The organism is Caldimicrobium sp. SLHALR3 (assembly GCF_058692735.1).
Genome location: NZ_CP182484.1, coordinates 72,688 through 97,534 on the forward strand (window position 1 = coordinate 72,688; position 24,847 = coordinate 97,534).

The 24,847-nt window shown below is 31.9% G+C and carries 26 protein-coding genes and 2 tRNA genes; 14 read left to right on the forward strand and 14 right to left on the reverse strand.

The window, feature by feature from the left end; genetic code table 11:
* Positions 1-44: 44 nt before the first annotated feature.
* Positions 45-129: transfer RNA gene (locus ACLGLP_RS00405), tRNA-Leu, on the reverse strand.
* A gap of 96 nt (positions 130-225) precedes the next feature.
* Between ACLGLP_RS00405 and ACLGLP_RS00410 the strand changes: the two genes are divergently transcribed.
* The 7 genes from ACLGLP_RS00410 to ACLGLP_RS00440 all read left to right on the forward strand — a co-directional run bounded on the left by ACLGLP_RS00410 (position 226) and on the right by ACLGLP_RS00440 (position 4,915).
* Positions 226-975, forward strand: coding sequence for a YebC/PmpR family DNA-binding transcriptional regulator (locus tag ACLGLP_RS00410; protein ID WP_492112974.1), 750 nt, complete (start codon positions 226-228; stop codon positions 973-975).
* Positions 972-1,463, forward strand: a complete 492-nt coding sequence (locus ACLGLP_RS00415) for a crossover junction endodeoxyribonuclease RuvC (RefSeq protein WP_492112975.1) — start codon at positions 972-974, stop codon at positions 1,461-1,463. Before ACLGLP_RS00410 ends, ACLGLP_RS00415 begins: the two co-directional genes overlap by 4 nt.
* Position 1,464: 1 nt before the next feature.
* A complete protein-coding gene (gene ruvA, locus ACLGLP_RS00420; RefSeq protein ID WP_492112976.1) occupies positions 1,465-2,094 on the forward strand; it encodes a Holliday junction branch migration protein RuvA in 630 nt (209 codons plus the stop codon).
* Between the two features lie 31 nt (positions 2,095-2,125).
* A complete protein-coding gene (locus tag ACLGLP_RS00425) occupies positions 2,126-2,347 on the forward strand; it encodes a hypothetical protein (protein ID WP_492112977.1) in 222 nt (73 codons plus the stop codon).
* A gap of 76 nt (positions 2,348-2,423) precedes the next feature.
* Entirely contained in the window at positions 2,424-2,639 is a 216-nt protein-coding gene (locus tag ACLGLP_RS00430) for a nucleotidyltransferase domain-containing protein (RefSeq protein ID WP_492112978.1), read from the forward strand.
* Positions 2,640-2,660: 21 nt separating this feature from the next.
* A complete protein-coding gene (locus ACLGLP_RS00435) occupies positions 2,661-3,224 on the forward strand; it encodes an isochorismatase family protein (protein ID WP_492112979.1) in 564 nt (187 codons plus the stop codon).
* A complete protein-coding gene (locus tag ACLGLP_RS00440; RefSeq protein WP_492112980.1) occupies positions 3,221-4,915 on the forward strand; it encodes a GGDEF domain-containing protein in 1,695 nt (564 codons plus the stop codon). Before ACLGLP_RS00435 ends, ACLGLP_RS00440 begins: the two co-directional genes overlap by 4 nt.
* On the opposite strand, the gene ACLGLP_RS00445 is transcribed toward ACLGLP_RS00440, so the two are convergent.
* The gene (locus tag ACLGLP_RS00445; RefSeq protein ID WP_492112981.1) at positions 4,912-6,087 is read right to left on the reverse strand and encodes an MFS transporter; all 1,176 of its coding nucleotides are present in this window, start codon (positions 6,085-6,087) and stop codon (positions 4,912-4,914) included. The genes ACLGLP_RS00440 and ACLGLP_RS00445 overlap by 4 nt on opposite strands.
* Before the next feature lie 31 nt (positions 6,088-6,118).
* On the opposite strand from ACLGLP_RS00445, the gene prmA reads away from it, so the two are divergent.
* Complete coding sequence (gene prmA, locus ACLGLP_RS00450; RefSeq protein ID WP_492112982.1) at positions 6,119-6,964, forward strand: 50S ribosomal protein L11 methyltransferase; 846 nt, start codon at positions 6,119-6,121, stop codon at positions 6,962-6,964.
* Here the strand turns inward: prmA and ACLGLP_RS00455 are convergent, their stop codons facing one another.
* From ACLGLP_RS00455 to ACLGLP_RS00470, 4 genes are all read right to left on the reverse strand, one after another.
* The gene (locus ACLGLP_RS00455) at positions 6,965-8,029 is read right to left on the reverse strand and encodes a B12-binding domain-containing radical SAM protein (protein ID WP_492112983.1); all 1,065 of its coding nucleotides are present in this window, start codon (positions 8,027-8,029) and stop codon (positions 6,965-6,967) included.
* Entirely contained in the window at positions 7,969-8,298 is a 330-nt protein-coding gene (locus ACLGLP_RS00460; protein ID WP_492112984.1) for a hypothetical protein, read from the reverse strand. Before ACLGLP_RS00460 ends, ACLGLP_RS00455 begins: the two co-directional genes overlap by 61 nt.
* 13 nt (positions 8,299-8,311) lie before the next feature.
* On the reverse strand, positions 8,312-8,833 hold the full coding sequence (locus tag ACLGLP_RS00465) for a hypothetical protein (protein ID WP_492112985.1): 522 nt from the start codon (positions 8,831-8,833) through the stop codon (positions 8,312-8,314).
* Positions 8,834-8,843: 10 nt separating this feature from the next.
* Positions 8,844-8,916 (reverse strand) — tRNA-Glu (locus ACLGLP_RS00470).
* 135 nt (positions 8,917-9,051) lie between these two features.
* On the opposite strand from ACLGLP_RS00470, the gene ACLGLP_RS00475 reads away from it, so the two are divergent.
* The 5 genes from ACLGLP_RS00475 to pilM are packed head-to-tail and all read left to right on the forward strand — an operon-like array spanning position 9,052 to position 14,966.
* On the forward strand, positions 9,052-9,453 hold the full coding sequence (locus ACLGLP_RS00475; protein ID WP_492112986.1) for a bacteriohemerythrin: 402 nt from the start codon (positions 9,052-9,054) through the stop codon (positions 9,451-9,453).
* 20 nt (positions 9,454-9,473) lie between these two features.
* Positions 9,474-11,144, forward strand: coding sequence for a CZB domain-containing protein (locus tag ACLGLP_RS00480; RefSeq protein WP_492112987.1), 1,671 nt, complete (start codon positions 9,474-9,476; stop codon positions 11,142-11,144).
* A gap of 10 nt (positions 11,145-11,154) precedes the next feature.
* Positions 11,155-13,170, forward strand: coding sequence for a dynamin family protein (locus ACLGLP_RS00485; RefSeq protein ID WP_492112988.1), 2,016 nt, complete (start codon positions 11,155-11,157; stop codon positions 13,168-13,170).
* A 2-nt stretch (positions 13,171-13,172) separates the two neighbouring features.
* A complete protein-coding gene (locus ACLGLP_RS00490; protein WP_492112989.1) occupies positions 13,173-13,895 on the forward strand; it encodes a hypothetical protein in 723 nt (240 codons plus the stop codon).
* Between the two features lie 15 nt (positions 13,896-13,910).
* Entirely contained in the window at positions 13,911-14,966 is a 1,056-nt protein-coding gene (gene pilM / locus ACLGLP_RS00495; protein ID WP_492112990.1) for a pilus assembly protein PilM, read from the forward strand.
* Here pilM and lpxD read toward each other — a convergent pair.
* The 7 genes from lpxD to ACLGLP_RS00530 are packed head-to-tail and all read right to left on the reverse strand — an operon-like array spanning position 14,959 to position 23,415.
* Complete coding sequence (lpxD, locus tag ACLGLP_RS00500; RefSeq protein ID WP_492112991.1) at positions 14,959-15,987, reverse strand: UDP-3-O-(3-hydroxymyristoyl)glucosamine N-acyltransferase; 1,029 nt, start codon at positions 15,985-15,987, stop codon at positions 14,959-14,961. The genes pilM and lpxD overlap by 8 nt on opposite strands.
* Positions 15,974-17,671, reverse strand: coding sequence for a proline--tRNA ligase (locus tag ACLGLP_RS00505; RefSeq protein WP_492112992.1), 1,698 nt, complete (start codon positions 17,669-17,671; stop codon positions 15,974-15,976). Before ACLGLP_RS00505 ends, lpxD begins: the two co-directional genes overlap by 14 nt.
* A 14-nt stretch (positions 17,672-17,685) precedes the next feature.
* Complete coding sequence (locus tag ACLGLP_RS00510; RefSeq protein ID WP_492112993.1) at positions 17,686-18,174, reverse strand: metallophosphoesterase; 489 nt, start codon at positions 18,172-18,174, stop codon at positions 17,686-17,688.
* 27 nt (positions 18,175-18,201) lie between these two features.
* Positions 18,202-19,650 (reverse strand): menaquinone biosynthesis decarboxylase, encoded by a 1,449-nt coding sequence (locus ACLGLP_RS00515; protein ID WP_492112994.1) that lies wholly within the window; start codon positions 19,648-19,650, stop codon positions 18,202-18,204.
* Between the two features lie 6 nt (positions 19,651-19,656).
* Positions 19,657-21,033: an amidophosphoribosyltransferase gene (purF, locus tag ACLGLP_RS00520; RefSeq protein ID WP_492112995.1), complete on the reverse strand. Its 1,377-nt coding sequence runs from the start codon at positions 21,031-21,033 to the stop codon at positions 19,657-19,659.
* 11 nt (positions 21,034-21,044) lie between these two features.
* The gene (locus tag ACLGLP_RS00525) at positions 21,045-22,415 is read right to left on the reverse strand and encodes a TldD/PmbA family protein (RefSeq protein WP_492112996.1); all 1,371 of its coding nucleotides are present in this window, start codon (positions 22,413-22,415) and stop codon (positions 21,045-21,047) included.
* 31 nt (positions 22,416-22,446) lie between these two features.
* Positions 22,447-23,415, reverse strand: a complete 969-nt coding sequence (locus ACLGLP_RS00530) for a carbohydrate kinase family protein (RefSeq protein WP_492112997.1) — start codon at positions 23,413-23,415, stop codon at positions 22,447-22,449.
* An 85-nt stretch (positions 23,416-23,500) separates the two neighbouring features.
* On the opposite strand from ACLGLP_RS00530, the gene ACLGLP_RS00535 reads away from it, so the two are divergent.
* Positions 23,501-24,253: an MBL fold metallo-hydrolase gene (locus tag ACLGLP_RS00535; RefSeq protein WP_492112998.1), complete on the forward strand. Its 753-nt coding sequence runs from the start codon at positions 23,501-23,503 to the stop codon at positions 24,251-24,253.
* Here the strand turns inward: ACLGLP_RS00535 and yihA are convergent.
* Positions 24,250-24,834 (reverse strand): ribosome biogenesis GTP-binding protein YihA/YsxC, encoded by a 585-nt coding sequence (yihA, locus tag ACLGLP_RS00540; protein WP_492112999.1) that lies wholly within the window; start codon positions 24,832-24,834, stop codon positions 24,250-24,252. The genes ACLGLP_RS00535 and yihA overlap by 4 nt on opposite strands.
* Positions 24,835-24,847 lie beyond the last annotated feature (13 nt).

Sequence of the window (24,847 nt, forward strand, 5' to 3'; positions counted from 1 at the left end):
GTGAATTTAGTTACGAGTTTTAAAAAGATTGAGATAGTAAAGAATGCCGAGGGCGGGAGTCGAACCCGCACGGGGTTAACCCCCAGCGGATTTTGAGTCCGCCGCGTCTTCCAGTTCCGCCACCTCGGCTTTTTACAAAAATATATTCTAATAAAGTTTGAAATTTTTACAATACCTATTATATTTAATTAAAAACCTTATAATCCCTAAAAGGGAGAAGTTTTTATGGCAGGACATTCTCATTGGGCACAGATAAAAAGAAAAAAGGCAGCTCAAGACGCAAAAAGAGGACAACTTTTCACCAAACTTATAAAAGAAATCATAGTTGCTGTAAGAACAGGTGGAAGTGGAGATCCTGAGCTTAATCCACGCTTAAGAGCTGCCATTCAGGCAGCACGAGCTGCCAACATGCCTAAAGAAAATATAGAAAGAGCAATTAAAAAAGCTCTGGGATTGGAAGAGGGAACTCACTACGAAGAGGCGGTTTTTGAAGGATATGGTCCAGGTGGAGTAGCAATTCTTATTAATGCCATTACCGATAATAGAAGAAGAACAGTCTCTGAGTTAAGACATCTTTTTAGTAAATACGGTGGAAGTCTTGCAGAACCAGGAGCAGTTTCTTGGATATTTGAACTAAAGGGACTAATTGTAGTTCCTAAAAAGGAAGAAGAAAAGGTTCTTGAAATTGCTATAGAAAAAGGAGCAGAAGATACTAAAGAATATGAAAGTGAAATAGAGGTTATCACCGATCCTTCTCAATTTGAAGAAATCAAAAAAGCTTTAGAAAAAGCTGGAATTGAAATAACCTCCGCAAAAATAACTATGGTTCCAAAAACCGTTGTGCCTGTAGAGGATGAAGCTACGGCAAACAATCTTTTAAAACTTATGGAAGCCTTAGATGATCACGACGATGTTCAGCAGGTTTATGCTAATTTTGACATTCCCGAAAAAATTATGGAAGCCCTAAATAAATGAGAATTTTAGGAATTGACCCTGGTATAAATAATTTAGCCTTTGCTCTTCTTGAAGTCAAAAACGAAACTTACCAGTTAAAGGACTGGCAAACACTCAATACTAAAAACCAAAAAAATATCCCAGAAAAACTTGCTTATATCTTTAACAAACTCAAGGAAATTGTAGAAGATTTTAAACCTGATATAATGGGAATAGAGGAAACATTTGCTAAAACTTATCCGAGAGCAGGAAGCAGACTTGCTCAGGCTCAAGCAATAGCCCTTCTTGTTGCAGGTTTATACAATATCCCAGTAAAAACCTATCACCCCACAGAGATTAAAAAAATTCTTACTAAATATGGAAGAGCAGAAAAAAAAGACATTTCCCATATCTTAAATCTTTTTTTAAAAGAAAACATAATTAACTCTGATTTTGGTTTGAAATCTGATTCTCACAAAATGGATGCCCTTGCAATTGCTTTAACTTTGGCTCTGGAGTTTCAATCCTAAAATGCTTTATCAACTTAAAGGATTAATTAAAGAACTAATTCCTCCTAATAGACTTATTTTGCAAACTAATGAAAATATCTTCTGGGAGATATTTATTCCTCTAAATCTTACAAGCATTATAAAAGAAAATTTTTTAGAAAAGGAAGCCCTATTTTATGTAGTTCCTATTTTGAGAAAAAACGAATATATAGAGATATACGGTTTTTTAGCAAAAGAAGAAAGAGAACTTTTTATTAAACTCAATACTTTATCAAGAATTGGACCAAAGCTTGCTTTAAATATGCTTTCTGTTTTTACACCAGAAAAATTAAGAGAAATTATCCTTAACAAAAGTATAAAAGAACTTTCTAAAGTTCCTGGTATAGGTCCTAAGAGAGCAGAAAAACTTTATTTAGAATTAAAAAGTATCTTTCTAAAACCCTCTAAAAAGGGTATAATTATTCCTCCAGAAAAGGAATTGCTTCTTGAAGAGGCTAAAAGTTGTCTTATGAGCTTAGGATTTCAGAGCAAAGAAGTAGAAAATGTTTTATATAAAGTTTTTGAAGAAAATGATACCTTAGAAACTTTACTTAAAAAGGCTTTGAAGGAATTTTCTCCAAAATTAAAAGAGGAAACCTTTAAAGAAAATTAAAAAGCAAAATTTTAAAATGGTTTCCGGTCGTTTGAAAAATTATCTTTTAGAAGCGTATATTCATATTGAAAGATTAAAAGAAGTTTTAGATGCATTAAAAAGTCTTTATCCTTTGGATGTGAAAAAATATAATAATTTAGATGTTTCAGGAAAAAATCTACTTGATTCTCTTGCATTTAGGTTTGCAAAGCTTCAGGATTTGATTGGGGCATATTCAAGCATTCACCAATTTTATAGAGGTAAAAAAAATTGAAAGAAAAATTGAAACTAAGATTAAGTAAGTGGGAGATAAAAGCTATTAAAGCTGTTGCAAAAGAGGTTTTTGGAGAATGCAGAATATTTATATTTGGGAGCCGTTTAAGAGAAAAAAAAGAGGAGATATAGACATTTTTGTAATTCTAAAAGATAAAACCGATCTCTTTAAAAAAGAAATTAAAATGGCTTCCAAACTTGAGAATTTATTAGGTAAACCAGTTGATGTAGTAGTAAGTAGAAATTTAGATAGAGCAATAGAAAAAGAAGCTATTAAAGGAGTGAAAATTTAACCTAATTAGGAGGTTTTTAAAATGTGTGATAAGTTTTGTATCAGTTCAGAGGAAACCTTGCTTATTATTACCGATATTCAAGAAAAACTTGTTAATGCAATGAAAAAGGATGTGGCAGAAGAGGTTATAAAAAATAACAAACTTCTTATTGAAGTAGCAAAGATTTTTAACATTCCTCTTATTCTCACAGAGCAATATCCCAAAGGATTGGGGAAGACTGTAGAAGAAATTAAAAACTCATTACCTGAATATAAACCCATAGAAAAAGTTACTTTTAGTTCTTTATTAGAACCAGAATTTGAGAAGGAGCTTATAAAATATTCTAATAGAAAAAAAATTATTTTAACTGGAATGGAAACCCATATTTGTGTATGGCAGACTTTTTTAGATTTGACAAAAAGAGGATATATAGTTTTTGTTCCCAAGAATGCTGTGTGTAGCAGAAAAAAACTTGACTGGGAAGCTGGACTTGATTTGATAAAATTAGCTGGAGGAATTGTTACCACTACAGAAACACTTATTTTTCAGCTACTTAAAAAGGCAGGAACACCAGAATTTAAAGAAATTCTTAAGTATATAAAATGATACTTTCAAAAATTTTTAAATTAACAAAAACTAAAATTCGCTCTTATCTTTCTTGGTTTTTAAATCTATCCCTTTATTGGAAAGTGGGATTTCTTATAGGATCCTGTTTTTTTGTTAATCTTTTTATTGCCCTTTATTTTTACTATCTTTTTGACCATACAGCAGAACTATATAAAAGTATCCCCTATCAATACGAAATTTTGACAACTAAAGCCCTTACTTTACTTCAAGACAAAAACCTCTCTTCTGAAGCTAAAGAGGAACTTGAAAATATTTTAAAAGAACTTGAAAACGCAGGGAAAGATTATCCTCAGATTAAATTACATGTTGAAAAAATAAAAAATAATTCTAACCATTTTGATATTCTTAAACAAGAGCTAACCTTACTTAACAGGTTTTTTGAAGCCAAAAGACTTGAGTTAGAAAAAAAATTGAGCGCATACCAAAGTCTTTCCAAATATTTTCAAATTTTGCTTATTCTTACTATGTTAGCCTTTTTGTTCTGGGGAACATGGGCTTTTTATTATATGGTCAAAAAACCGCTTGATAAAATATCTGAGAGTTTGGAATATTTTACAAAGGAAGAAACTAAAGAATTAAGTTTTTCAGAAATATGTCTTCTTGATTATTCTTCAAGAGATGAAATAGGAAGAATAATAAGCAGACTTAATAACATTTTAAATGAATATGAAACCCTAAGAGTATTTAAGAGAACCATTGAAAATGACGAAACATTGGAATTGGTTTACGAAAGACTTGGATATTATTTGAAGCATAATTTGGGTATTGATTACTTCATTCTTTATCAGGTTTCAAATTCTCAAAACACCATGCAACCTATGTATATTTCTACTCCAGAAATAACCTATTCCTCGGAGATAATATTTGATGCTAATAAGTGCAGAGCAAAAAGGACGGGAGAGATGGTCAATTCTCTTGTGTTTCCAGGTATTTGTAAAATATTTCCTCTTAAAGATACTTATGAGCATTGTTGCATCCCTATGAATTATGGAGGAAAGTGCATAGGTGTTTTAGCTGTATATATTCCCAAAGAAGAAATGTTTAAAGACCCTAAAAGTATAAGAGAAACTATCAGAAAGGCAAAACTTTTTATAAAAGAAGCCGTTCCTGTTATTGAAGCTAAAAGATACGCAGAAGCTTTAAAAGAAAAAACTTTCAAAGATGCTCTTACAGGGCTTTATAATAGGCATTTTCTTGAAGCAACTTTAGAAAACCTTGTAGCTCAAATATTGAGAAGAGAAACTATTCTTGGAATTCTTATGTGCGATTTAGATTACTTTAAATCTATAAATGACAAATATGGACACGATGTAGGTGATTTAGTTTTAAAGGAAACCGCAAGAATTTTGTCTTCCAATGTGAGAAAATCTGATATGGTAATAAGATTTGGTGGAGAAGAGTTTTTGATCTTGCTTGTTGATGTTAAAGAGGGAGAAAGCGTTAAAATTGCAGAAAAATTGAGAAGTATCATTGAGACCCATGAATTTAAAATACCTCAAGGAGCTATCAAAAGGACTATATCTATAGGTATTTCTGAATTTCCTGTAGATACGAAAGCTATCTGGGAGGCTATAAAATTTGCAGATGTAGCTTTATACAAGGCAAAAGAATTGGGTAGAAATAGAGTGGTAAGGTTTAAAAAAGAATTTTGGACAGAAGAAATTTACTAATTTTTGCTTTGGGCTACTAAAAAGACAAGAAAAAGAGGTGGCACTGAGATAAAAAAAGTAAAGAGAAAAAAGTTGGTATATCCCAAGTAGGTTACTCCATATCCTGCTAAGGTTCTTGAAAAAGTAAGAGCAAGGCTAAATAAGGTTGAAAAGACTGCATATTGAGTGGAAGAAAATTCTTTTTTACAAAGACTTGTTAAAAAGGTTAGAAAAGCAGCTGTTCCAAGACCACCACTAAAACTTTCAAATATAGAGGCAAAGTAAACTGTTTCCTTTGGTAATTGAGGTAAAGAGGCAATAGCATATCCTATGTTAGAGACAGATTGAAAAAGTCCCAAATAAAAAAGGGAAGCTTTAATGGACCATCTACTTGTTAAAAAACCTCCTAATAGAGAGCCAATTATGGTAAAAATGCTTCCCAGGGTTCCAGAAATAAGCCCTATTTCAAGTCTGGTAAAACCTCTGTCAACCCAAAAAGGATAAACCATAGCTCCAAGAAGGGCATCTCCAATTTTATAAGTTAGAACAAAAAGAAGAAGTAAAAAAGCCTTTTCTCTTTTAAGTATTTCTTTTAAAGGTTGAATAAACTGTAAGCTTAAAGATATAGAGGTTTTTTGAAGTTTTGTTTTTAAAAAGGGATTAAAAATCAGAAATATACCTGCAAAAGAGGTTATACAGGAAAGGAGATAAAATATAGGTGTAAATCCTAAGTAATGGCTTATGGCTACAATTCCTCCTCCGAAAAGGATAAGAGATATTCTGTAAGCTGAAATGCGGATCCCATTAGCCTTGCCAAGTTCTTCTTGCGGAATCCATTCTACTACAAATCCATCAGAAGAGGTGTCAAAAATTGTTGAAGAAAAGGTGAGAAGGAAAAGAAATAGAAAAAAAGGCAGGGTGGCTGGAGAAAAAAAGGAAAGGGCAAAAATACTTAAAGAAATTCCAATAAGAGAAATACCCATCCAGAAACTTTTATAAAAATATCTATCTATTAAAGGAGCAAAAAGAAGTCTAAAACTCCAGGGAAGTCCCGCTATAGAGAAAAGCCCTATGGTTTTTAGGTCTATACCTTTGGTTCTAAAAAAAACAGGAATAAAGGTGTAAAAAAAACCAAAGGGAAACCCAGAAAAAAAATATATGAAAGCTATGTAAAAAAGCTTTCTGTTAAACATTTTTTAAAAAACGAGTTTATAATTAAAGTTTATGTATTATCAAATTATATTAAAAGTTCCAAAAAGGAAAGTTAAAATTATTGAAGATTATCTCTATTTTCATATTTCTCAAGGTTGGGAAACAATAGAGGAAGGGTCTTATTGTTTATTTAACATTTTTTTAGAAGATAAATCTCCTGAGTTAGCTTCAATTGAAAAATTTTTGGCAAAACACTTAGATGTAGAAGTAGATTTTAAAATTTTGGAAGAAAAGAATTGGGAAGAGCTATGGAAGGCTAATTTTAAACCTTTAAAAGTGGGTAAAAAACTTGTGATTATTCCCCCTTGGGAAGAATACAAAGCTAATGAAAATGAAGTATTAATTATTATTGAGCCAGCTCAGGCTTTTGGAACAGGGCATCATCCTACAACTCAGATGATGCTTGAAAACATAGAAATTTTCTTAGAAAAAACTGAACAAAAAAGTCTAAAAATACTTGATCTTGGCTGCGGAACAGGTATTCTTGGAATTGCCTGCGCAAAACTTTTTAAAAATTGTAAAATCTGGGCAATAGATATAGATGAAGAGGCACTCAAAGCTTGCAATTTAAATACAAGGCTTAACAGAGTAAAATCTAAAATTTATATCCAAAAAGAGCTTCCCAAAAGAAATTTTGACTTAATCCTTGCCAATATCGGATATAGAGAACTCAAAAAGCTTTCTGATAAGATAAAGGCTCTTTCTCAAAAAGGAACTCATCTTTTTCTAAGTGGAATACTCACTGAGGATGCAGAAAAAATCGTAAAAATTTATCAGGAAAAAGGGTTCAGCCTTTTAAAGCATCAGAAAGAGAATGAGTGGAGCTTTTTATGGTTTGTTTTTTCAGAAAACCAATAACTATTGAGAACCAAAAAGCGCGTGACGAATCTTTCTTGAAAGTGCCTTTAATTTTTCTATTTTTTCCCAGTCTGGATTTTTTAAAGCTGGAAATACAGTATTGTTGTGAAAAATGGGGTCTTCTGAAATGGGATAGCGAGAAGTCTCTTTGGCAAGCTCAAAAAAGGGAGTCCCAGGGATAGGGGAAAATTCTGCCAAATAAGGAGGAACTCTGTGTTTTTCTAAAAAAAGAAGTCCCTTTTCTACTTCTTCAAAATTTTCTTCCGGCACTCCATAAAGAAGATAAGCTCCCAATTCCTTTTCTTTAAAACCTGCTATTTTTAAATAGGCTACAGCCTGTAAGAATTCTTCAACACTCACCTTATTGTCAAATCTATTTTCCACTCTTTCAAGTCCAAGTCTTATAGTCTTAAATCCGGCTTTTTTCAAAATTTTTGCCACATCCTGAGTAATAAATCTTGCATGTATAGCATTTGGAGTGTGAAAACGAAGATTCAAATTATGGGAAAGCACTTTTTCTAAAATTAAAGCTAAGTGAGAGTTAAAATTAAAGAGTAAAGCATCATCATAAAAAGCAAAATCTATAACTCCATAGTTTTTGTGCCAAAAAAGTATCTCTTCAAATACTTCTTCTGGATTTCTTGGTTTAAATCTCGGATAAAGCTTTTTTGAGGCACAATATGGACAATTAAAAGGGCAACCATAACTTGTCATAATTACCACATAGGGGATATAGGTTTGCATATCAAAAATAGGATAGTCATTTACATAAGCTTCTTGTGAGGGTTTATATCTTTTTCCAATAAACTCTAAAAAATCCTCTGCTTCATTTTTAAATATATAAATAGGATAATCTGAATAAAATCTTTCTATTTGAAATTTTAGATGTTCATAACAGAGCTTTGCATAAATTCCACCTATGTAAATGGGGGTGTCTGGATATTTAGAAGTTAAAATTTCAAGCAAGGCTATAAGTCCTGGATACCAATAAGTCATAGTAATACCTAAAAGAATTGCTTTAAATTGGAGTTTTGAAAGGATTTTATCAAAAATTTTAAAAGGCATACCATAGCGGTAAAACCTTCTTGGAACATCTTTAAAATAGACAGGTTTTGGAATATTTTCTTTGTAAAAGTGACCTGTTCCGAATTCTTTTCTTTTAGGTTTTTAGGGAGTTCAGGATGAAAGGGATCAAGAAGGTCTATATAGTAAATAGAATAACCAAGTTTTCTTAATTTCCCTCCAAGAAAAAGAAGCCCATAGGGTTTTAGCCAGAAGTCATAAGCTGCAAAATCGTAAATCCAGGGATTGATAAGAAGAAAATCATAAACCATCTAAGAATTAATGTTAATCTTGGCAGAATTTCTCAAAAGGAAAATTCTCTGTCAAAGTTTTAGGAATTGGTAAAAATGAAATGCCTGTATTTTTTCTGGTATAAACTGGTTCTCCCTTTTCGTTATACCAAGAATAGTCTAATTCTTTATATATTTTGTTTTTGCAATTAAGTTGCCACTTATAAATACCATATTTTAAACTTTCACATTTTAATTTTTCTTCTTCTGGAATACCTATCCACATAACCTCTCTATATTCATTCATCAAAAACCAATTTGTCCAGTAATCTTCACATCTTTTAGATATATCCTTTGAGGGTAAATAAAGAAGTTCAAGCTCTATTTTAGAGGGTGTTTTTCTTTTTAATGAAGTTTTATCATAAAAGAGTTTTTCTTCTCTTTCATTTTTACCAAGAAATTCCCATTTTCCATTTTCGGGTAAGTTTAGATTTTCAGCCATAGAAAGATTTATTAAGGGTGAGATGAAAATTGAAAAAGAAATTAAAGGTAAAAATTTAAGGAATTTTTTTATCATAATTTTTATCCGCCCCCAACGGGATTCGAACCCGTGTCTCTGGCGTGAGAGGCCAGTATCCTAGTCCACTAGACGATGGGGGCATCTTAAAAATCTTTATTAAAAATATAACAATTTGAAAAATTGTCAATCTAAATCTTACCTTAATTGTTAAACTTTATTTCGTTACTTGACGCAATTATAAATTTTATCTAAAATTGTTTAATAAGAGGGAGAAAATGCGTTTTATAGATTGGAATGATAGTTTAGCTACAGGTATACCTGAATGTGATATGCAACACAAAAAGCTTATTAATATGTTTAATGCTATTTATGATGCTATAAGACTGGGTGTAGATAAAAAGGCACTTAAAGATGCTCTTGACTCTTTAATTAAGTATTTTGATAAACACTTTGCTCTGGAGGAAGAACTTCTTGAAAAATATGAATATCCAGAGACAGACCTTCACAAAGAAGAACATAAAAATTTTAAAGAAACGCTTGAAAAAATTTTACAAAATCAACAAGAAGAAATAAATTTCTTAAAAGTTTTAAAATTTCTAAAAAACTGGTGGCTAAATCATATAATGACTATGGATAAAAAATACGGTCCTTATATTGCAACTAAAATAAAAAAGTAAACAAAGGAGGTTTTTTAAAAATGGGATTAAGAAGCTGGTTTAGAAGATTAAATAGAACTTTAGAGCTTCATCAAAAAATAGTTCCCATTATTGTTATTTGTTTTTCTATTTTAGTTATTTTAACCATTGTGGTTACTTCTTTTATGGCTTACTATTTTGGTATTAAGCATGCAAAGGATGTTGCTCTTAAAAATCAGTTTAACCTTATAAGTGATACTATCATCAAACACGGAGCACTTATTGAGAAGATGGAGGGAGCTCCGATTACAAATTACAAAACTATAAGAGATGAATTTTTGAAGAAACAGAAAAATGTAAGAATTATTAGAACCTCAAAAATAGATGAACTATTTGGTAAAGAAAGTCCTGAATATTATCCAATGGATAAAAACGAGGAACAAGTATTATTAGAAGGGAACGAAAAATTTCTCGTTGATTTTAAAAACGAGATTATAAGAGGAATATACCCAATTAAAACCCAGGCTGATTGTTTGAGGTGTCATTATAATGTGTCAGAGAACGAAGTTATAGGAGCGGTAAGTATTACTTTACCCATAGATTACATATTTAAAGAACTTAAGCTAATTGTTCCTCTTTACATTTTTCTTGGACTTGGTGGAATTATTACTGCTTCTATTTTAGTATACTTTACTTATATCTTTATAGCTCACAGACCCTTAGAAAAAGTAACTAACATTCTAAATAGAGTAGCAGAAGGAGACCTTACTGTTTCCTTAGAGGAAAAATTAAAAGATAGAGAGGACCTTGTAGGGAAAATTGCTAACAGCGTGGATAAAGTTCTGGAATATATGAGAAATTTTTCTTCTAAGACTCTTGACTACTCAGTTAAATTAGTTGAACAAGTTGACGATATATTTAAATTAGTAGATAATGTAAATGAAAGAATAAAACTTCAGAACCTTAAGGTGGCTCAAACCTCTATAGTGGTTGATGATTTTGGACTGACTATAAGTGAAATTTCAAGAATAACGAGCAATATTAATAATATTGCTAAAGAAATAAAAAATAAAATTGAAAGATGTCAAGAAGTTTCAAGTGAGATGGAATTAAAAGAAATTTTAACCGAGGTATTTAATTTGGGTGATAAGATAGGTGACCTTGGCTTGAAAATAGCCACCAATATTGAAAAAGGAGTAAAAACTTCAGAAGTGATTAATCAAGCATTTGACGAGATTAACAGAATATCTTCCGAAATAAGTGAGTTAATGGATAAAATAAGCGAAAGCACCTATGAAACCCTTTTAATTTCTTCCTACATAAAAACCATAGCTTCAACTGTTAAAACAAGAAAAATGGAAGAGATTCTTTTTGATCTTTTTGAAAAGGATGTTGATCGCTACATACTTCGCTTGCAGGCACATATTAAAGGAATTGATAGACTTGATCCAGAAAGATGGGGAGACTATCAGGCATTTCCTATTGGTAAATGGTATTACAGTGAAGAGGGTGAAAGATTTAGACAAATTGTTAAAGATTTTGATTTTAGAGAATTTGAGGAGACATATAAAACTCTTCATAGTATAGGAAAAGAGTTGATAATTGCCTATAATATGGAAGATACTTTAAAGGTGGAAAGACTCTTTCAACAGTTGAGAACTATAAGCAGAAGATTAAAACTACAATTAGAAGATATGAGGGAAAAATACATAGAATATTACTTAAAAGGATAGCAGAATGTTTATGGAAAGAGCTCTCCATAAAAATGGTTTAAAATTAAGTGATTATAAACTTTACAAACAGCAAGTTCTGGAGTTGTTTAAAAATTATAAAAATTTGAGAGAAGAAATAAATGATGGAATAGATATAAGGAATTTGGAGACAAGAATAGAAAATCTTAAAAACAATCAATTTCTTGTTGCTGTAGCAGGGGAGGTAAAAGCAGGAAAATCAACCTTTATTAATAGCTTAATAAAAGAAGAGATTTTACCTACAGATGTTCTTCAAGCTACTAATGCACTAATAGAAATTTTTTATTCTCAAAAACCTTATTTAAAAATAACTTATGCTTCTGGAAGAATAGAAACAATTGAGGATGAAGCAAAGGAGGTTTTAAAAGAAAAATTAAAAGAGATAGCTTCAATTCCTGATGAATACAGAGATATTCCTGTTAATCTGATTAATCTTTATATACTTGAAAATGGAGATCTCCCAAGAATAGATGAGGAATTTCTTAAATATCTAGAAGAAAGATCGGGTATGGAAAATCTAAGGGAATTGAAGTATAAATTGGAAAACTATGCTATGAGAAGATCAAAAGACAACATTCCTGTGAAAATAGAGCTTGGATATCCTTTTCCTTGGGAATTTGATGAGATAAGGTTTGTTGATATGCCAGGGGTTAATGCTATTGGAGGAGTTCATGATATTTCCTTTTCTTTTTTGGATAGAGCTAATGCAGTTCTTTTTATTCACCCAATAAAGCCAGTTGAATCAGAATCCTTTAAAAGATTTATTTCTTCAGTGATAACAAATAAGAGCAAAGAAAATCTGTTTTTAATCCTTACACATTCAGCAGTGTTTTTTGAAGAGAAGGAAAGACTTTTAGAGGAGGCTAAGCGTATCTATAGTTCTCTTATTCCTCCTGATAGGATTTTTGCAGTAGACAGTATTTTGAAATTAATTTATGAAGATCTGGAAAGGGGTAAAACCCTTGCTCAGATAAAAAAAGAAGAAAAGCACAAAAGAAAGTGGATTGTCTATTTTCAGGATCTTGCAGAGGAAGAGGGATTAGACGAAAAAGAGGCATTTCTCAAATATTCAGGATTTGAAGAGCTGGTAACAGTTCTTGAAAATTTCTTAGTTTCTGCTCCTTTTAAGGAATTGTTAAAAATTCTTGAATTAATAAAAGAGGGATATAAAGAGCAGATAAATATCCATAATGAAACCATTCGGTTACTTCAAAGTCAGAAAAAAGATAGAGAGGAGTTTTTAGCTGAAATTGAAAGAAGACAAAAGGGATTAAAAAAACTTGAAACTTACTGTTATTTTGTCTTAGAAGAAGCAGCTACCATTTTTATGGGGGTGCATTCTCCTATAGAAAATTCCCTTGACCAGCTTAAAATAGACTATTATGACAGGTTTTTGAAGGCTAAGGATATAGAAGAGTTAAGAAAATTTTACAGAGATGCAGAAAATGACCTTAACTTAATTGTTCAGGAAAATTTAAAAAATATAAGCAAATTTTTCAAAGAAAAGCTTGAACAGGTGGGAGAGCAATTCAGCGAAGAATATAATATTAAAATTCCTAAAATAGATTTTTCTGCCATAGAGGAACGGTGTAAAAAAGAAGTAGCTAAAAAAGAGGAGATTACAAAAGAGGTCGTAGAAAGTATTATGGAAAACTGGAACTTTCTAAAACCTTGGAAATGGTTAAAATCTGGAAGAACAAAAAAAGTCGTAGTAGGAGTAAGAGAAGTTTTAGACAACGAAGCATTTTTTAAAGCCTTAAGAAATAATCTTATAGAGAGTTTTGGAGATGTGATTGAAAACTTAAGAGATCAGTTTTACAAGGCTTTTGAATTTTATAAAAAGGAAATTGGGAATCTGTTAGAAGGAAAAAGGCTTTATTTGGAAAATTTAAAAAAAGAATTAAAATCAAATGAAAGAATTGACTACGAAATTTTAATGCTTGAGAAAAAAATTGCTTTAATTGAAAGGGAATTAAAAATAATAGATGGATTTTTAAACAGGCTATAGCAATGATAAATTCTAAAGCCCTTAAACAGATAGAAAAAAAATTGGATGAAGATATTTCTAAAGAGATCGAACTTATAAAAAACGAGATTTATTTTATTTTGGATAAAGATTTGGATCCTTATTTTTTAAAGGAGTTTATAAAATATTATCCCCGTAAGCTTCTTAAAGAAAAGGCTGAGGTTTTGCTTGATACTCTTTTAAACTATCTTATGAAAGAAGCACTTGAGGAAATAAAGGGTATGCATCTTGATCATCAATATGAATTTTTTAAAGAAAATCTTAGAGAAAAAATTAAAAATAAAGCTCTTTCAGAAAATGGAGGCTTCAAACCACATCCCTTAAAAATAAAGGAAGAAGAAGGATTACTTGATAAAACCTTAACTGCAGCTCCAGGGATTGCAGTAAGTGCGGGAGGAATTATTGCTACTGTAGCCATCCCTGAAACAATTCCTTTAAAGGCTATCCCTGCTGTTTCTACATTGGTTGGACCTGTATATATAATTAAAAAGTTAAAGGAAAAAAGTAGGAGACTTAAAAAAATCTGGAAAAAACAGATTAATTCGTATCTTAAGGCTTCAAAAATTGATCTAAAAAAATGGCTTTTATCTATTGAGGATAACTTTTTGAAAGATTGGGAAACATTTCGCAAAAAAATTAGCTCTGCCTCTCCTGAGAGTATAACAAATAAAAATGATATGAACTATGCAAAAATCAAAAATTTTTAAAGGAGTTCTAAGTATATGATAAACAAACTCTTTTCAACAGTTAAAAACATTGTAACTATAGGTAGAGTAGGTAAAAAAGGGGTATTGGGTTTTGATTTGGGAAGCTATTCTATAAAAATTGCGGAAGTTCAAATAATTAAAGATGAACCGGTTATAACAAATTTTATTCAAGGAAGGACCTATAAAAATGTTATTATAAATGGAATAATTAATGATTTTCAATATTTGGTTTCTAATGTTAAGAATATTCTGGATGTTTTTAAAGCTGAGGTAAAAATAGCCAACCTTTCCCTTCCTTATGAACTCGTAATTTTTGATTTCTTTAAAAGCCCACATATCCCTACGGAAGAAGAAATAAGAAATAAGATAAATGAAGAAATTCCTTACAAAATTAAAGATGTTTATTATAGCTATTATTTAATTCCCCAAAAAGATTTTTATCAAGTTTTTTATCTTGTAGCTAAAAAAGATATAGTAGAAAGTTATGAAGAACTTATGAAGCAATTAGGCTATCAGGCAAACAATATTGATGCAGACTTTATAAATTTACATAATCTTGCAGAAGCACTTTATGGAGAAAAACCTAAAATTATTATAGACTGGGGGGATAGCAAAATTAGATTACTTTTCTGTGAAAAGGATGCTCCTTTATACAGTAGAGAACTTTTTAATTTGGGATTTAAAAATCTTAGAAAAAAAATGATTAAAGAACTGAAGGTAGATGCAGACACAGCTGAGGTTTTAATAGTAAATCCAGAAAAAGAGGGCTATTCCAAGGCAAAAGAGGTTTATAAAGAATATATTAGAAATGTGCTCAATGAAGTAGATATTACCATTAAATTTGTCAGAGAAAAGTTTAATTTAACTCCTGAAAATATATTTTTAGTTGGTGGAGGAGCAAAAATTCCTAATATCTGTGATATTTTTAATGAATTTTTAAAAATTGAAACCAGATTAATAGAGCTAAATAAAAAAATAAAATTTTCTAATAATTTTGATCCTGAATATATAAAAACAGTTAGCACTCAGGGAGCAATAGCTGTAGCGGGAGCTTTGAGAGATTTTATTTAGAGTCTTGTTTTAATAATTTTTTAAATTCCTTATAAAGTTCAGGAAGTTTAGCAAAAATAACTGTTGCCCTTCTCCAGATACTTGCTTTTATTGCGGGAATACCTGCAACCTCTTCTCCTGGAGAAACTTCTCCTACAACACCTGATTTAGCTGCTACCTTTGCCCCTTTTCTGATTATACTATGAGGAGCTACTCCTACCTGTCCTGCAAGCATTACATAATCTTCTAAAATAGAGCTTCCTCCAATACCAACTTGAGCTACAAGAATAACATGTTTCCCCACTTTCACATTGTGCCCTATTTGAACAAGATTATCAATTTTGGTTCCTTCCCCAACAGTCGTTTCTCCAAAAACTGCTCTATCAATAGTTGTATTTGCTCCTATCTCTACATTGTCTTCTATTTTCACACCTCCAAGATGATGAATTTTAAGATGGATAAATCCCTCTTCAGTTTTTTCTTGAGCAAAACCAAATCCATCTGCTCCCAAAATAACTCCTCCATGAATTATACATTTTTTACCAATTTTAGTATAAGGATAAATTACTACATTAGGATAAATAATTGTTCCCTCCCCAATTTCTGAATAAGCTCCTATAAAAACTCCTGGATAAAGGATTACATTTTTTCCTATTTTGGCTCCTTTTTCGATGTAAACCCAAGGGTATATAGCACAAGGTTCTTCTATTATTACATCTTCTTCTATAACCGCTTGTGGACTTATGCCCCATTTTGGTTCTATCTTTTTTTTAAATAATTCCGTAATTTTAGCAAATGCAATCCTTACATCTTTTACTTCTATCACTGATTTTTCTAAAAAATGTTGAGAAAATCCCTCAGGACAAAGAACTGCCTTTGCTTTTGATTTTTTTGCAGGCTCTATCCATTTTAAAGAATCAACAAAAATTATTTCTTTTTCACTGGCAAGAGGTATAGCATTAACTCCCTCTATTTCCAAATCTTCTCCAATTAAGACACCACCTATTTTTTTTGCAATTTCTGAAATTTTAATTCTTTTCATTTTCAAACTCTTTTATAAAATTTTCCAGCTCCTCAGGTTTAACATATTTCCTTTCTCCAGTTTTCCTAATTTTTATTTCTATTTCTCTATTTTTTTCATAGGTTTTTCCTAAAATAATTTGTATAGGAATCCCTATGAGATCCATATCTTTAAATTTTACTCCAGGTCTTTCGTCTCTATCATCTAAAATGACATCCCATTTTTGAGAAAGATCTGTATAAATTTTTTCTGCATCTGCTTTAAACTCTTCTTTTAAGTAAACTATACCTATTTGAAATGGCGCAATCTCCCACGGAAAAATTATTCCGTTTTCATCGTGGTTTTGTTCAATGGTTGCAGCAAGAACTCTGCTCACTCCTATACCGTAGCATCCCATTACAAATGGCTTCATTTTTCCATCTCTATCAAGAAAGGTAGCCTTCATAGGTTCACTGTATTTTGTTCCAAGCTTAAAAATATGCCCAACCTCTATGCCTCTTGTAAACTGTAAAGGATTCCCACACTTTGGGCAAAGATCTCCTTCTTTAGCTTTTCTTATATCAGCTACAACATCAGGTTTAAAGGTTGAGCCCATATTAGCATTTATGTAATGGTATTCATCTTCATTTGCTCCTATAACAAAATTGGGATATCCTTCAAGTGCTTTATCAACAATAACTTTAATTTTTAAACCCTTAGGACCTATAAATCCTGGACTTGCTCCCACAATCTTTTTTACTTCCTCCTCTGTTGCCATTCTTAAAGTTTTATTAGGAAAAAGCTTTTCAAGTTTTACCTCATTTACTTCGTGATCTCCCCTTACGCATACAGCAACTGCTTCTTTTTCGTCAATTATGTAGATTAATGTTTTTGTTATTTTAGAAACTGGGAGTCCTAAAAAGTCTGCCACTTCTTGAGCAGTTCTAACACCTGGTGTATGAACTTTTTCAAGTGGTTTTTCTGATTCAGAAGGATGTTTTTCTCCTAAAATAGCAGGTGTTAATTCAATGTTTGAGGCATATCCACATTTTTCACAATAGGCAATAATATCTTCTCCTGTTTCAGCAAGCACCATAAATTCATGGGAAACATCTCCACCAATAGCTCCTGTATGAGCTTCAACTGCTTTAAATTTAAGACCACAGCTTCTAAAAATTTTCTCATAGGTTTCATACATCAGTTGATAACTTTTATCAAGTCCTTCCCAATCTGCATCAAAAGAATAGGCATCTTTCATAATAAATTCTCTTGCCCTCATAATTCCAAATCTCGGGCGAATTTCGTCCCTAAATTTAACTGCAATTTGATAAAGAATTAGGGGAAGATCTTTATAGGATTTCACATCTCTTCTTACTATATCAGTAACGACCTCTTCGTGCGTAGGACCGAGACAGAAATCGTGTTCTTTTCTGTCTTTAAATCTTAAAAGTTCTTTTCCGTAATTATCCCAGCGACCAGTTTCTTTCCAAAGTTCAGCAGGTTGAACAAGGGGCATAAGGATTTCAAGGGCTCCAGCATTGTTCATTTCTCTTCGCACAATATTTTCTATCTTTTTTAAAGCTTTAAATCCAAGGGGTAAAAAGGTATAAATCCCCGAAGCGAGTTTTCTTATCATACCTGCTCTAAGTAGGAGTTTGTGGCTTATTACTTCAGCCTCAGAGGGGTCTTCTCTCAAAGTCGGAATAAAGTATTCTCTCCAACGCATAGGTTAACCTCTCCTTAAAAAGTTATCTTTTTGTGCTCCCCTGTTTTTAAGTCAAGTATGACGAAACTCGGAGCACCCTCTTTGCCAAGTATTTCTCCAGGATTTATAACGAGAGTTTTTCCTATCTTTTTGATCTCATATTTATGGGTATGACCACAAAAAATAAAATCATATTCCCCTGTTTTTGCAAAGGCATAAGCTATTTTGGGATAATGAAACATAGCAATTTTATAATTATCTATTTTAAGCTCTGCACTTTCTCCGTGAAAATTAATATTAGGAAACTCTGAAAGTTTTTGCATGAGAAGATAAATATCTCCGGAATTATTCCCAAGGATTAAATGAACTTCTTTATCAAATTTTCCAAGTACAGGCACCATAAAAGGAGAGATAAGATCTCCGCAATGAAATATTTTTTCAACTTTCTCTTTTATACATATTTCTACAGCCTTTTGCAAGTTAGGAATAGAGTCGTGGCTATCGCTCATTATAGCAACTTTCATAAACTTTTTCCCTCCAATTTAAGAGGTTTATATTTTAAGGTTCTTCCAGATTTTATCAATCTTTTTTTTAATTTCCGGTGTCATAGCTATTTCTTCTGGCCAGTCTCTATTATATCCTTCTTCTTTCCATTTTCTTGTTGCATCTATACACATTTTTGAGCCAAAAGCAGGATAGGGACTTGCATGATCAAGGACATCAACAGGACCTTTTACAATCATTATGTCTCTTTCTGGATCTACATTTCCGCTCATGTAAAAAAGAGCCTCACTAAGATTTTGGACATTAACCTCTTTATCAAAAACAACAATTATTTTGGTAAACATCATTTGAGAAAGTCCCCAGAGAGAAGAAGCAACCTTAAATGCATGTCCAGGATAGCGTTTATCAATGGAAACGAAAGCTAAATTATGAAAAACCCCTTCCCAAGGAAGGCAAATATCTACAACTTCTGGCAAAATCTTTTTTATTAAGGGTAAAAACAATCTTTCAGTAACTTTACCAAGATAACAATCTTCCATAGGAGGTTTGCCAACTATGGTAGCTGGATAAATAGCATCTTTTCTCATAGTAATGCAAGTAATTTTAAAAACAGGATATAAATCAGGAGGAGTATAGTATCCTGTATGATCTCCAAAAGGTCCTTCCAGTCTTCTTTCAAAGGGTTCTACATAGCCTTCAAGAACTATCTGAGATTCAGCAGGAACTTCAAGTGGAACAGTTAAGCATTTTACCAATTCAACAGGTTTTCCTCTCAAAAAACCTGCAAGTAAAAGCTCATCTAAATCTTCTGGAAGTGGTGCTGTTGCTGAATAAATAACTGCCGGATCAGGTCCTATAGCAACAGCAACAGGTAGTGGTTTCCCAAGTTTTTCTGCTTTTTGATAGTGTTTTGCCCCCACTTTGTGAATCTGCCAGTGCATACCCGTTTCGTTTTTACTGAAAACCTGCATTCTATACATTCCTACATTACGAATGCCTGTTTCAGGATCCTTAGTGATTACACAGGGAAGTGTAATAAAAGGTCCTCCATCCTTTGGCCAGCACTTTAAAATGGGAAGTTTAAATAAATCAACTTCTTTACCCTCCCATACTATCTCCTGGCAAGGGGCTTTTTCAACTATCTTCGGAAAAATATTTTTTGCTTGCCAAAGCTTGGGAATAAGTTTTAATTTGCCAAAAAAGCCTTCAGCCTCTTTAATTTCTATAAATTCTAATAAAGCATTTGCAAGTTCATCAATTTCCTTTACTCCAAAGGCAAGGCAAACCCTTTTAAAACTCCCAAAAAGATTGGTTACTACAGGAATTTTATGCCCCTTTACCTTTTCAAAAAAAAGTGCAGGACCTTTTAACTTACAGACCCTATCTGTTATTTCTGTAATTTCAAGCTCAGGAGAAACTTCAACATCTACTTTTAGAAGCTCCTTTTCTTTTTCTAAAACCTCTATAAATTCCTGTAAATTTTTATATGCCCTCATATTACTTTATACTTCAGCTATATCTTTCCTAAAACTAAAATCAACTTCAACGGGATATTCTCCGGTAAAACAGGCTAAGCAGACCTTATCTCTCAATTCTTCAACTGCTGCAAGAAGTCCCTCAACACTTAAATAGTATAAAGTATCAATGTCTAAAAATTTTCTTATTTCCTCTACCGAGTGTTTATGAGCAATTAGTTCTGAAGCAGTAGGAAAGTCAATCCCAAAAAAACAAGGAAATCTAATAGGTGGACAGGAAAGTAAAAAATGAATTTTTTTTGCTCCAGCTTCTTTAATACTTTTTAATCTGTTTTTTGAGGTAGTTCCTCTTACTAAGGAGTCATCAATTATTATTACTTCTTTTCCCTTTAAAATATCTTTTACAGGATTCAACTTCATCTTTACAGAAATATTTCTTATTTTTTCTGAAGGTTCTATAAAAGTTCTTCCTATATAATGATTTCTTATCATAGCAAACTCAAGAGGTAATCCACTTGCCTGTGCATAACCTAAAGCGGCATAATTTCCAGAATCTGGAAAAGGCATAACAAAATCCGCAGAAAGAGGACACTCTTTATAAAGATTTTTTCCAAGATTTTTTCTTACCATATATACATTTTTATTAAAAATGTAACTATCCGGTCTTGAAAAATAGATAAATTCAAATATGCAATGACTTAAAGAAAATTTTTCTTTTTTAAAAGCTTTATAAGATTTTGGTCCATCTTTATCTATCACAAGTATTTCTCCTGGTTCTACATCTCTTAAATACTGAACTCCTATGAGATCAAAGGCACAGGTTTCTGAAGCAACCACATATCCGCCATTAAACATCCCAAAAGAAAGAGGTCTAAATCCCCAAGGGTCTCTAAAAGCAACAAAGGTATCTTCATAAAGAAGTAAAACCGAATAAGCACCTTTTATTTTTTTCATAGTTTCTATAATTGCATTAACCAATCCTTTTTTCAGATTTTTAACTATTAAATGAACAATAACTTCGCTATCCATAGTGGTTTGAAAGATATGGCCATTTTCTTCAAGTTCGCATCTTATTTGATAAGCATTAACAAGATTTCCATTATGGGCTATGGCAATAGTTTTTTTAGCAAAATTTACGCAAAAGGGCTGAACATTTTGAAAGGTTGTAGAACCTGTGGTAGAATATCTTACATGCCCTATAGCAACAAATCCGGGAAGATTTTTTAGGATTTCTTCGTTAAAAACTTCACTTACTAATCCTAACCCTTTCCACTCCCTTACCTTTTTTCCATCATAAACTACTATTCCAGCACTTTCTTGACCTCTATGCTGAAGTGCGTAAAGTCCAAAATAGGCATAATTGGAAGCATTTTCTACTCCATATATTCCAAAAATTCCACACATTTTATTCCTCCTCAATCTAAGATACCACCTACAGTTATTTCAGGGATTCTAAGAGTGGGTTGCCCATCTGATACAGGAACACCTTGTCCATCCTTTCCACAGGTTCCTGGAATAAATTTTAAATCGTCTCCCACCATATCAATTATTTCAAGAACTTTTGGTCCATTTCCTACAAGTGTTGCTCCTTTTACAGGATAAGCTATTTCTCCTTTTTCTATATAGTATCCTTCTTTTACCTCAAATACAAAGTCTCCAGTTAAAGGATTTACTTCCCCTCCTCCCATTTTTTTAACAAGAAGCCCCTTTTCTACACTTTTTATTATCTCTTCTGGCTTATGCGGTCCCTTCTCTATGTAAGTATTTGCCATTCTTGGAATAGGAATATATCTATAATTTTGCCTTCTTCCATGTCCATTTGATTTTTTGCCATATTTTAAAGCAAAATATCTGTCATAAAGAAAATTTTTTAAAATACCCCTTTCTATTAAAACAACTTTTTCTGCTTTTGTTCCTTCGTCATCAAAATTGTAAAATCCGTAAAGAGAGGGGATGGTAGCATCATCAATTACAGTAATAAGCTCACTTGCTACTTTTTCTCCAAGTCTTCCTGAATAGATAGATAATCCCTCTTCAGCGTGATCTGCCTCAAGACCATGCCCTACTGCTTCATGAATCATTGTTCCACCTGCAGATCCAGAAAGAATAACAGGCATAACCCCTGCTGGAGCTTTTTTTGCAGAAAGCATAATAAGAGCCAAATCACTTGCCCTTTCAGAAAGATTTAATACTTCAGGTAAATCTTTAATTTTGTCAAAAGAAAGGGATGCCCCAAAAACTTCGTATCCTCTTTCAAGTTTTCCCTCTTTTTCTGCAACGACAACGGCGACAATTTTAGTATAAAACCGCTTATCTTCAAGAAAGAGACCTTCAGAATTTACAATAAGAACCTCTTTTTTTACCTCACTTAATCCAATTTTATAGTGTTTAATTTCTCTTGCTTTTTTAACCCGCTTTTTAAGTTCCTCTAAAATTGCAAATCTTTCTGTAAGATAATTTTTATAAAATTCTGATTCTTCTTTTAAAATTGGGACCTCTTTTTGAGGTAGATTTATTTCTCTGTCTATGTTTTTTGCCAGATCTTCTAAAAGAGAAAGGTTTTCTAAATCAGAAGAAAAAGCAAAGTGAATTTTCAAGTTATTATCTATCTTTCTAAAGGCTATTCCCCTTTCTTCTCCCCAGTTTATTTCATCAATCCTTTCTGGTTCAACAACTAATCTAAAATCTTCCCTGTGTTCCAAGTATATTTCTCCGAAAAGAGCGGAACGAGAAAGAATCTTTAAAAGTTTTTCAATATTTTTAGGAATCCTGTCTTTAAGTTCCATTATGCTTGAAAAAAGTTAATTTAGACAGAATTTATTTTAACAAATTAACATAATTTTGAAACTCCTCTTTGGTTAAACATCCCTTCCTTCCGTAGTCTCTTAAACTTATACCTGCAGAATAAATTCCCAGTTTTAAAGCCTTTTCTTCTGGAAATTCCATTTTAAGCCCCGCAAGAACTCCTGCATTAAAATAATCTCCGGCACCTGTATTGTCAACGATATTTCTGACTTTAAAAGCAGGCATTTCTATTTTTTGTTGTTTAGTAAAACACTCTGCTCCTTCTTTTCCTTTTTTTAAAAAAATTTTTTCAACCCCCAAATTAAATAGTTCTTCTACAGACACTCCAATTTTTTTTAACTCATATTCGGTAATAAATAGAATTTCAGTTTTTTCAAAAAAGGGAATTAAAAATTCTTTTCCAAGTCCCGCATAAATCTCTCCAGGATCAAAGGAAATTTTGGTATTGATTTTTGATAAAAGGTCTTTTTGAAATTTTTGACCAGTTTTGCTGGCAAAGGAGGAAAAATGAAATAAGGTACTATGCCCGTATAACTTGACTTTTGATTGGGAAAGATAAACTTCACTATTCCCCGGGCTTACAGCTATAAATCTATCTTTTCTTTTATCAAGAAGGATTATGGCAAGACTTGTTTCTCCACTTTTCACTATAAATTCCGTATTTATTCCCACCCCTTCAAGCTCGTCAACTATTTTCCTGCCTACCTCATCTTCTCCCACCGCTCCTATAAAAGCACTTTTAAATCCCCAGCAGGAAAGAGCATAAATGGTATTTGCTGATGAGCCCCCTCCACACTCAAAAAGAAAATTTCCTTCTCTTTCTAAAAATTTTAAAAATCTTAAAAATTGTTCTCTTTCTAAAACAACTTCTCTTCCTGCAGAGATAACAATATTTTCAAATTTTAGAGAATGAAGGTTTTCTACTTCAAAGAACATATCCCAATTTAAAGCTCCACAACCTATAAAACCAAAATTAAACATATTTACCTACTCATACGGAAATTTTGCATTTAATTTTATCATAAAGCTTGTTAAGAACCAAAAGTTTTTTTAAAATTTAACATTTATGAGTGAAATTATTTTTCTTGGAACAGCAGGTGCACGCTATGTGGTTGCTAAACAACTTAGAGCTTCTGCTGGAACTGTCATAAAGGTTGAAAACTCCTATTTACTTTTAGATCCTGGTCCTGGAACTCTTGTTTATCTTGCAAAAAGAAAAATACCTGTAGAAAAAATAGAAGTTGTTGTGGTTTCTCATCAGCACTTAGATCATTCAGCAGATTTAAATGTAATTGTTGATGCCATAACTGAAGGAGGTTTCAAAAAAAGAGGAGTTGTTTATTTAACAGAAAGTGCCTTAAAAGAAGGAATTCTACTTTCTTACTTGAGAAGTTATCTCAAAAAGATAGAAACTTTAAAACCAAAAACGGTTTACGAAGAACTCCCTTTTAAATTTAAAACTACATCTTTACTCAAACACACAGCAGAAAATTATGGATTTATTTTTTATTTTCCTGAAGGAAAGACGGTAGGTTTTATAACTGATACTGCTTATTTTGAAGGATTGGAAGAAGAATTTTCAGAGGCAAATATTCTTGTTATCAATACTGTAAGGTATACACCAAAAGAAGAGGTTTTGCACTTAAGCATACCCGATGTAAAAAAAATACTTGAGAAGATTAAGCCAGAAGAGGTGATTCTTACCCATTTTGGTATGACTATGCTTAAGGCAAATCCTTTTAAGGTGGCTCAGGAGCTGAGTAAAGAACTCGGGATAAAAATAAGAGCCTGTTATGACGGGATGAGTTTAAAAATTTAGTCTGCAATTTTTGATAAAATGAACTTTCTAAGCAGTTCTGTACCTTCTTTTTTTTTGCAGGAAGTAAGAAATAAAGGAAAATCAGGCTTTAGATTAAAGGCTTTTATATAAATTTCGTTTTGTTTCTTTATTTCATTTTTGGAAAGAGTATCTATTTTGTTTAAAACTATGCAAAAGGGCTTTGTAAGATATTTTACAAATTCTATCAGATTGATATCAAGTTCATCAGGTTTTCTTCTTATATCAAAAATAAGGATAAGTAGACGAAAATCCCTTATTGCTTTCAGGTATCCTTCAACAAGGTATTTCCATTTTTTTTGCAATTCTATAGGTGCTTTTGCAAAGCCGTATCCAGGAAGGTCAACAAGATAAAATTGATGGTTTATGCGAAAAAAGTTAATAGCTTTAGTAAATCCAGGGGTTGAGGAAACGCGGGCGACATTTTTTCTATTAAGAAATGCATTTATCAGAGAGGATTTTCCTACATTTGATCTTCCAAGAAAGGCAATTTCTGGGAATTCAGGAGGTGGAAGATCTTTTAAGTCGTAAACGCTTTTAACAAATTCTATGTGTTTAAACATATTTAGAAGTGGA

Excerpts from the sequence above, each read along its gene's own strand:
- ACLGLP_RS00445 (WP_492112981.1), bottom strand. The coding sequence starts at position 6,087 with ATGTTTAACAGAAAGCTTTTTTACATAGCTTTCATATATTTTTTTTCT.
- ACLGLP_RS00475 (WP_492112986.1), top strand. The coding sequence starts at position 9,052 with ATGCGTTTTATAGATTGGAATGATAGTTTAGCTACAGGTATACCTGAA.
- yihA (WP_492112999.1), bottom strand. The coding sequence starts at position 24,834 with ATGTTTAAACACATAGAATTTGTTAAAAGCGTTTACGACTTAAAAGAT.
- ruvA (WP_492112976.1), top strand. The coding sequence starts at position 1,465 with ATGCTTTATCAACTTAAAGGATTAATTAAAGAACTAATTCCTCCTAAT.
- prmA (WP_492112982.1), top strand. The coding sequence starts at position 6,119 with ATGTATTATCAAATTATATTAAAAGTTCCAAAAAGGAAAGTTAAAATT.
- ACLGLP_RS00530 (WP_492112997.1), bottom strand. The coding sequence starts at position 23,415 with ATGTTTAATTTTGGTTTTATAGGTTGTGGAGCTTTAAATTGGGATATG.
- ACLGLP_RS00455 (WP_492112983.1), bottom strand. The coding sequence starts at position 8,029 with ATGCCTTTTAAAATTTTTGATAAAATCCTTTCAAAACTCCAATTTAAA.
- ACLGLP_RS00505 (WP_492112992.1), bottom strand. The coding sequence starts at position 17,671 with ATGCGTTGGAGAGAATACTTTATTCCGACTTTGAGAGAAGACCCCTCT.
- ACLGLP_RS00430 (WP_492112978.1), top strand. The coding sequence starts at position 2,424 with ATGCAGAATATTTATATTTGGGAGCCGTTTAAGAGAAAAAAAAGAGGA.
- ACLGLP_RS00435 (WP_492112979.1), top strand. The coding sequence starts at position 2,661 with ATGTGTGATAAGTTTTGTATCAGTTCAGAGGAAACCTTGCTTATTATT.
- ACLGLP_RS00480 (WP_492112987.1), top strand. The coding sequence starts at position 9,474 with ATGGGATTAAGAAGCTGGTTTAGAAGATTAAATAGAACTTTAGAGCTT.
- pilM (WP_492112990.1), top strand. The coding sequence starts at position 13,911 with ATGATAAACAAACTCTTTTCAACAGTTAAAAACATTGTAACTATAGGT.
- ACLGLP_RS00510 (WP_492112993.1), bottom strand. The coding sequence starts at position 18,174 with ATGAAAGTTGCTATAATGAGCGATAGCCACGACTCTATTCCTAACTTG.
- ACLGLP_RS00535 (WP_492112998.1), top strand. The coding sequence starts at position 23,501 with ATGAGTGAAATTATTTTTCTTGGAACAGCAGGTGCACGCTATGTGGTT.
- ACLGLP_RS00485 (WP_492112988.1), top strand. The coding sequence starts at position 11,155 with ATGGAAAGAGCTCTCCATAAAAATGGTTTAAAATTAAGTGATTATAAA.
- ACLGLP_RS00515 (WP_492112994.1), bottom strand. The coding sequence starts at position 19,650 with ATGAGGGCATATAAAAATTTACAGGAATTTATAGAGGTTTTAGAAAAA.
- ACLGLP_RS00490 (WP_492112989.1), top strand. The coding sequence starts at position 13,173 with ATGATAAATTCTAAAGCCCTTAAACAGATAGAAAAAAAATTGGATGAA.
- ACLGLP_RS00525 (WP_492112996.1), bottom strand. The coding sequence starts at position 22,415 with ATGGAACTTAAAGACAGGATTCCTAAAAATATTGAAAAACTTTTAAAG.
- ACLGLP_RS00410 (WP_492112974.1), top strand. The coding sequence starts at position 226 with ATGGCAGGACATTCTCATTGGGCACAGATAAAAAGAAAAAAGGCAGCT.
- ACLGLP_RS00465 (WP_492112985.1), bottom strand. The coding sequence starts at position 8,833 with ATGATAAAAAAATTCCTTAAATTTTTACCTTTAATTTCTTTTTCAATT.
- ACLGLP_RS00415 (WP_492112975.1), top strand. The coding sequence starts at position 972 with ATGAGAATTTTAGGAATTGACCCTGGTATAAATAATTTAGCCTTTGCT.
- lpxD (WP_492112991.1), bottom strand. The coding sequence starts at position 15,987 with ATGAAAAGAATTAAAATTTCAGAAATTGCAAAAAAAATAGGTGGTGTC.
- purF (WP_492112995.1), bottom strand. The coding sequence starts at position 21,033 with ATGTGTGGAATTTTTGGAATATATGGAGTAGAAAATGCTTCCAATTAT.
- ACLGLP_RS00460 (WP_492112984.1), bottom strand. The coding sequence starts at position 8,298 with ATGGTTTATGATTTTCTTCTTATCAATCCCTGGATTTACGATTTTGCA.
- ACLGLP_RS00440 (WP_492112980.1), top strand. The coding sequence starts at position 3,221 with ATGATACTTTCAAAAATTTTTAAATTAACAAAAACTAAAATTCGCTCT.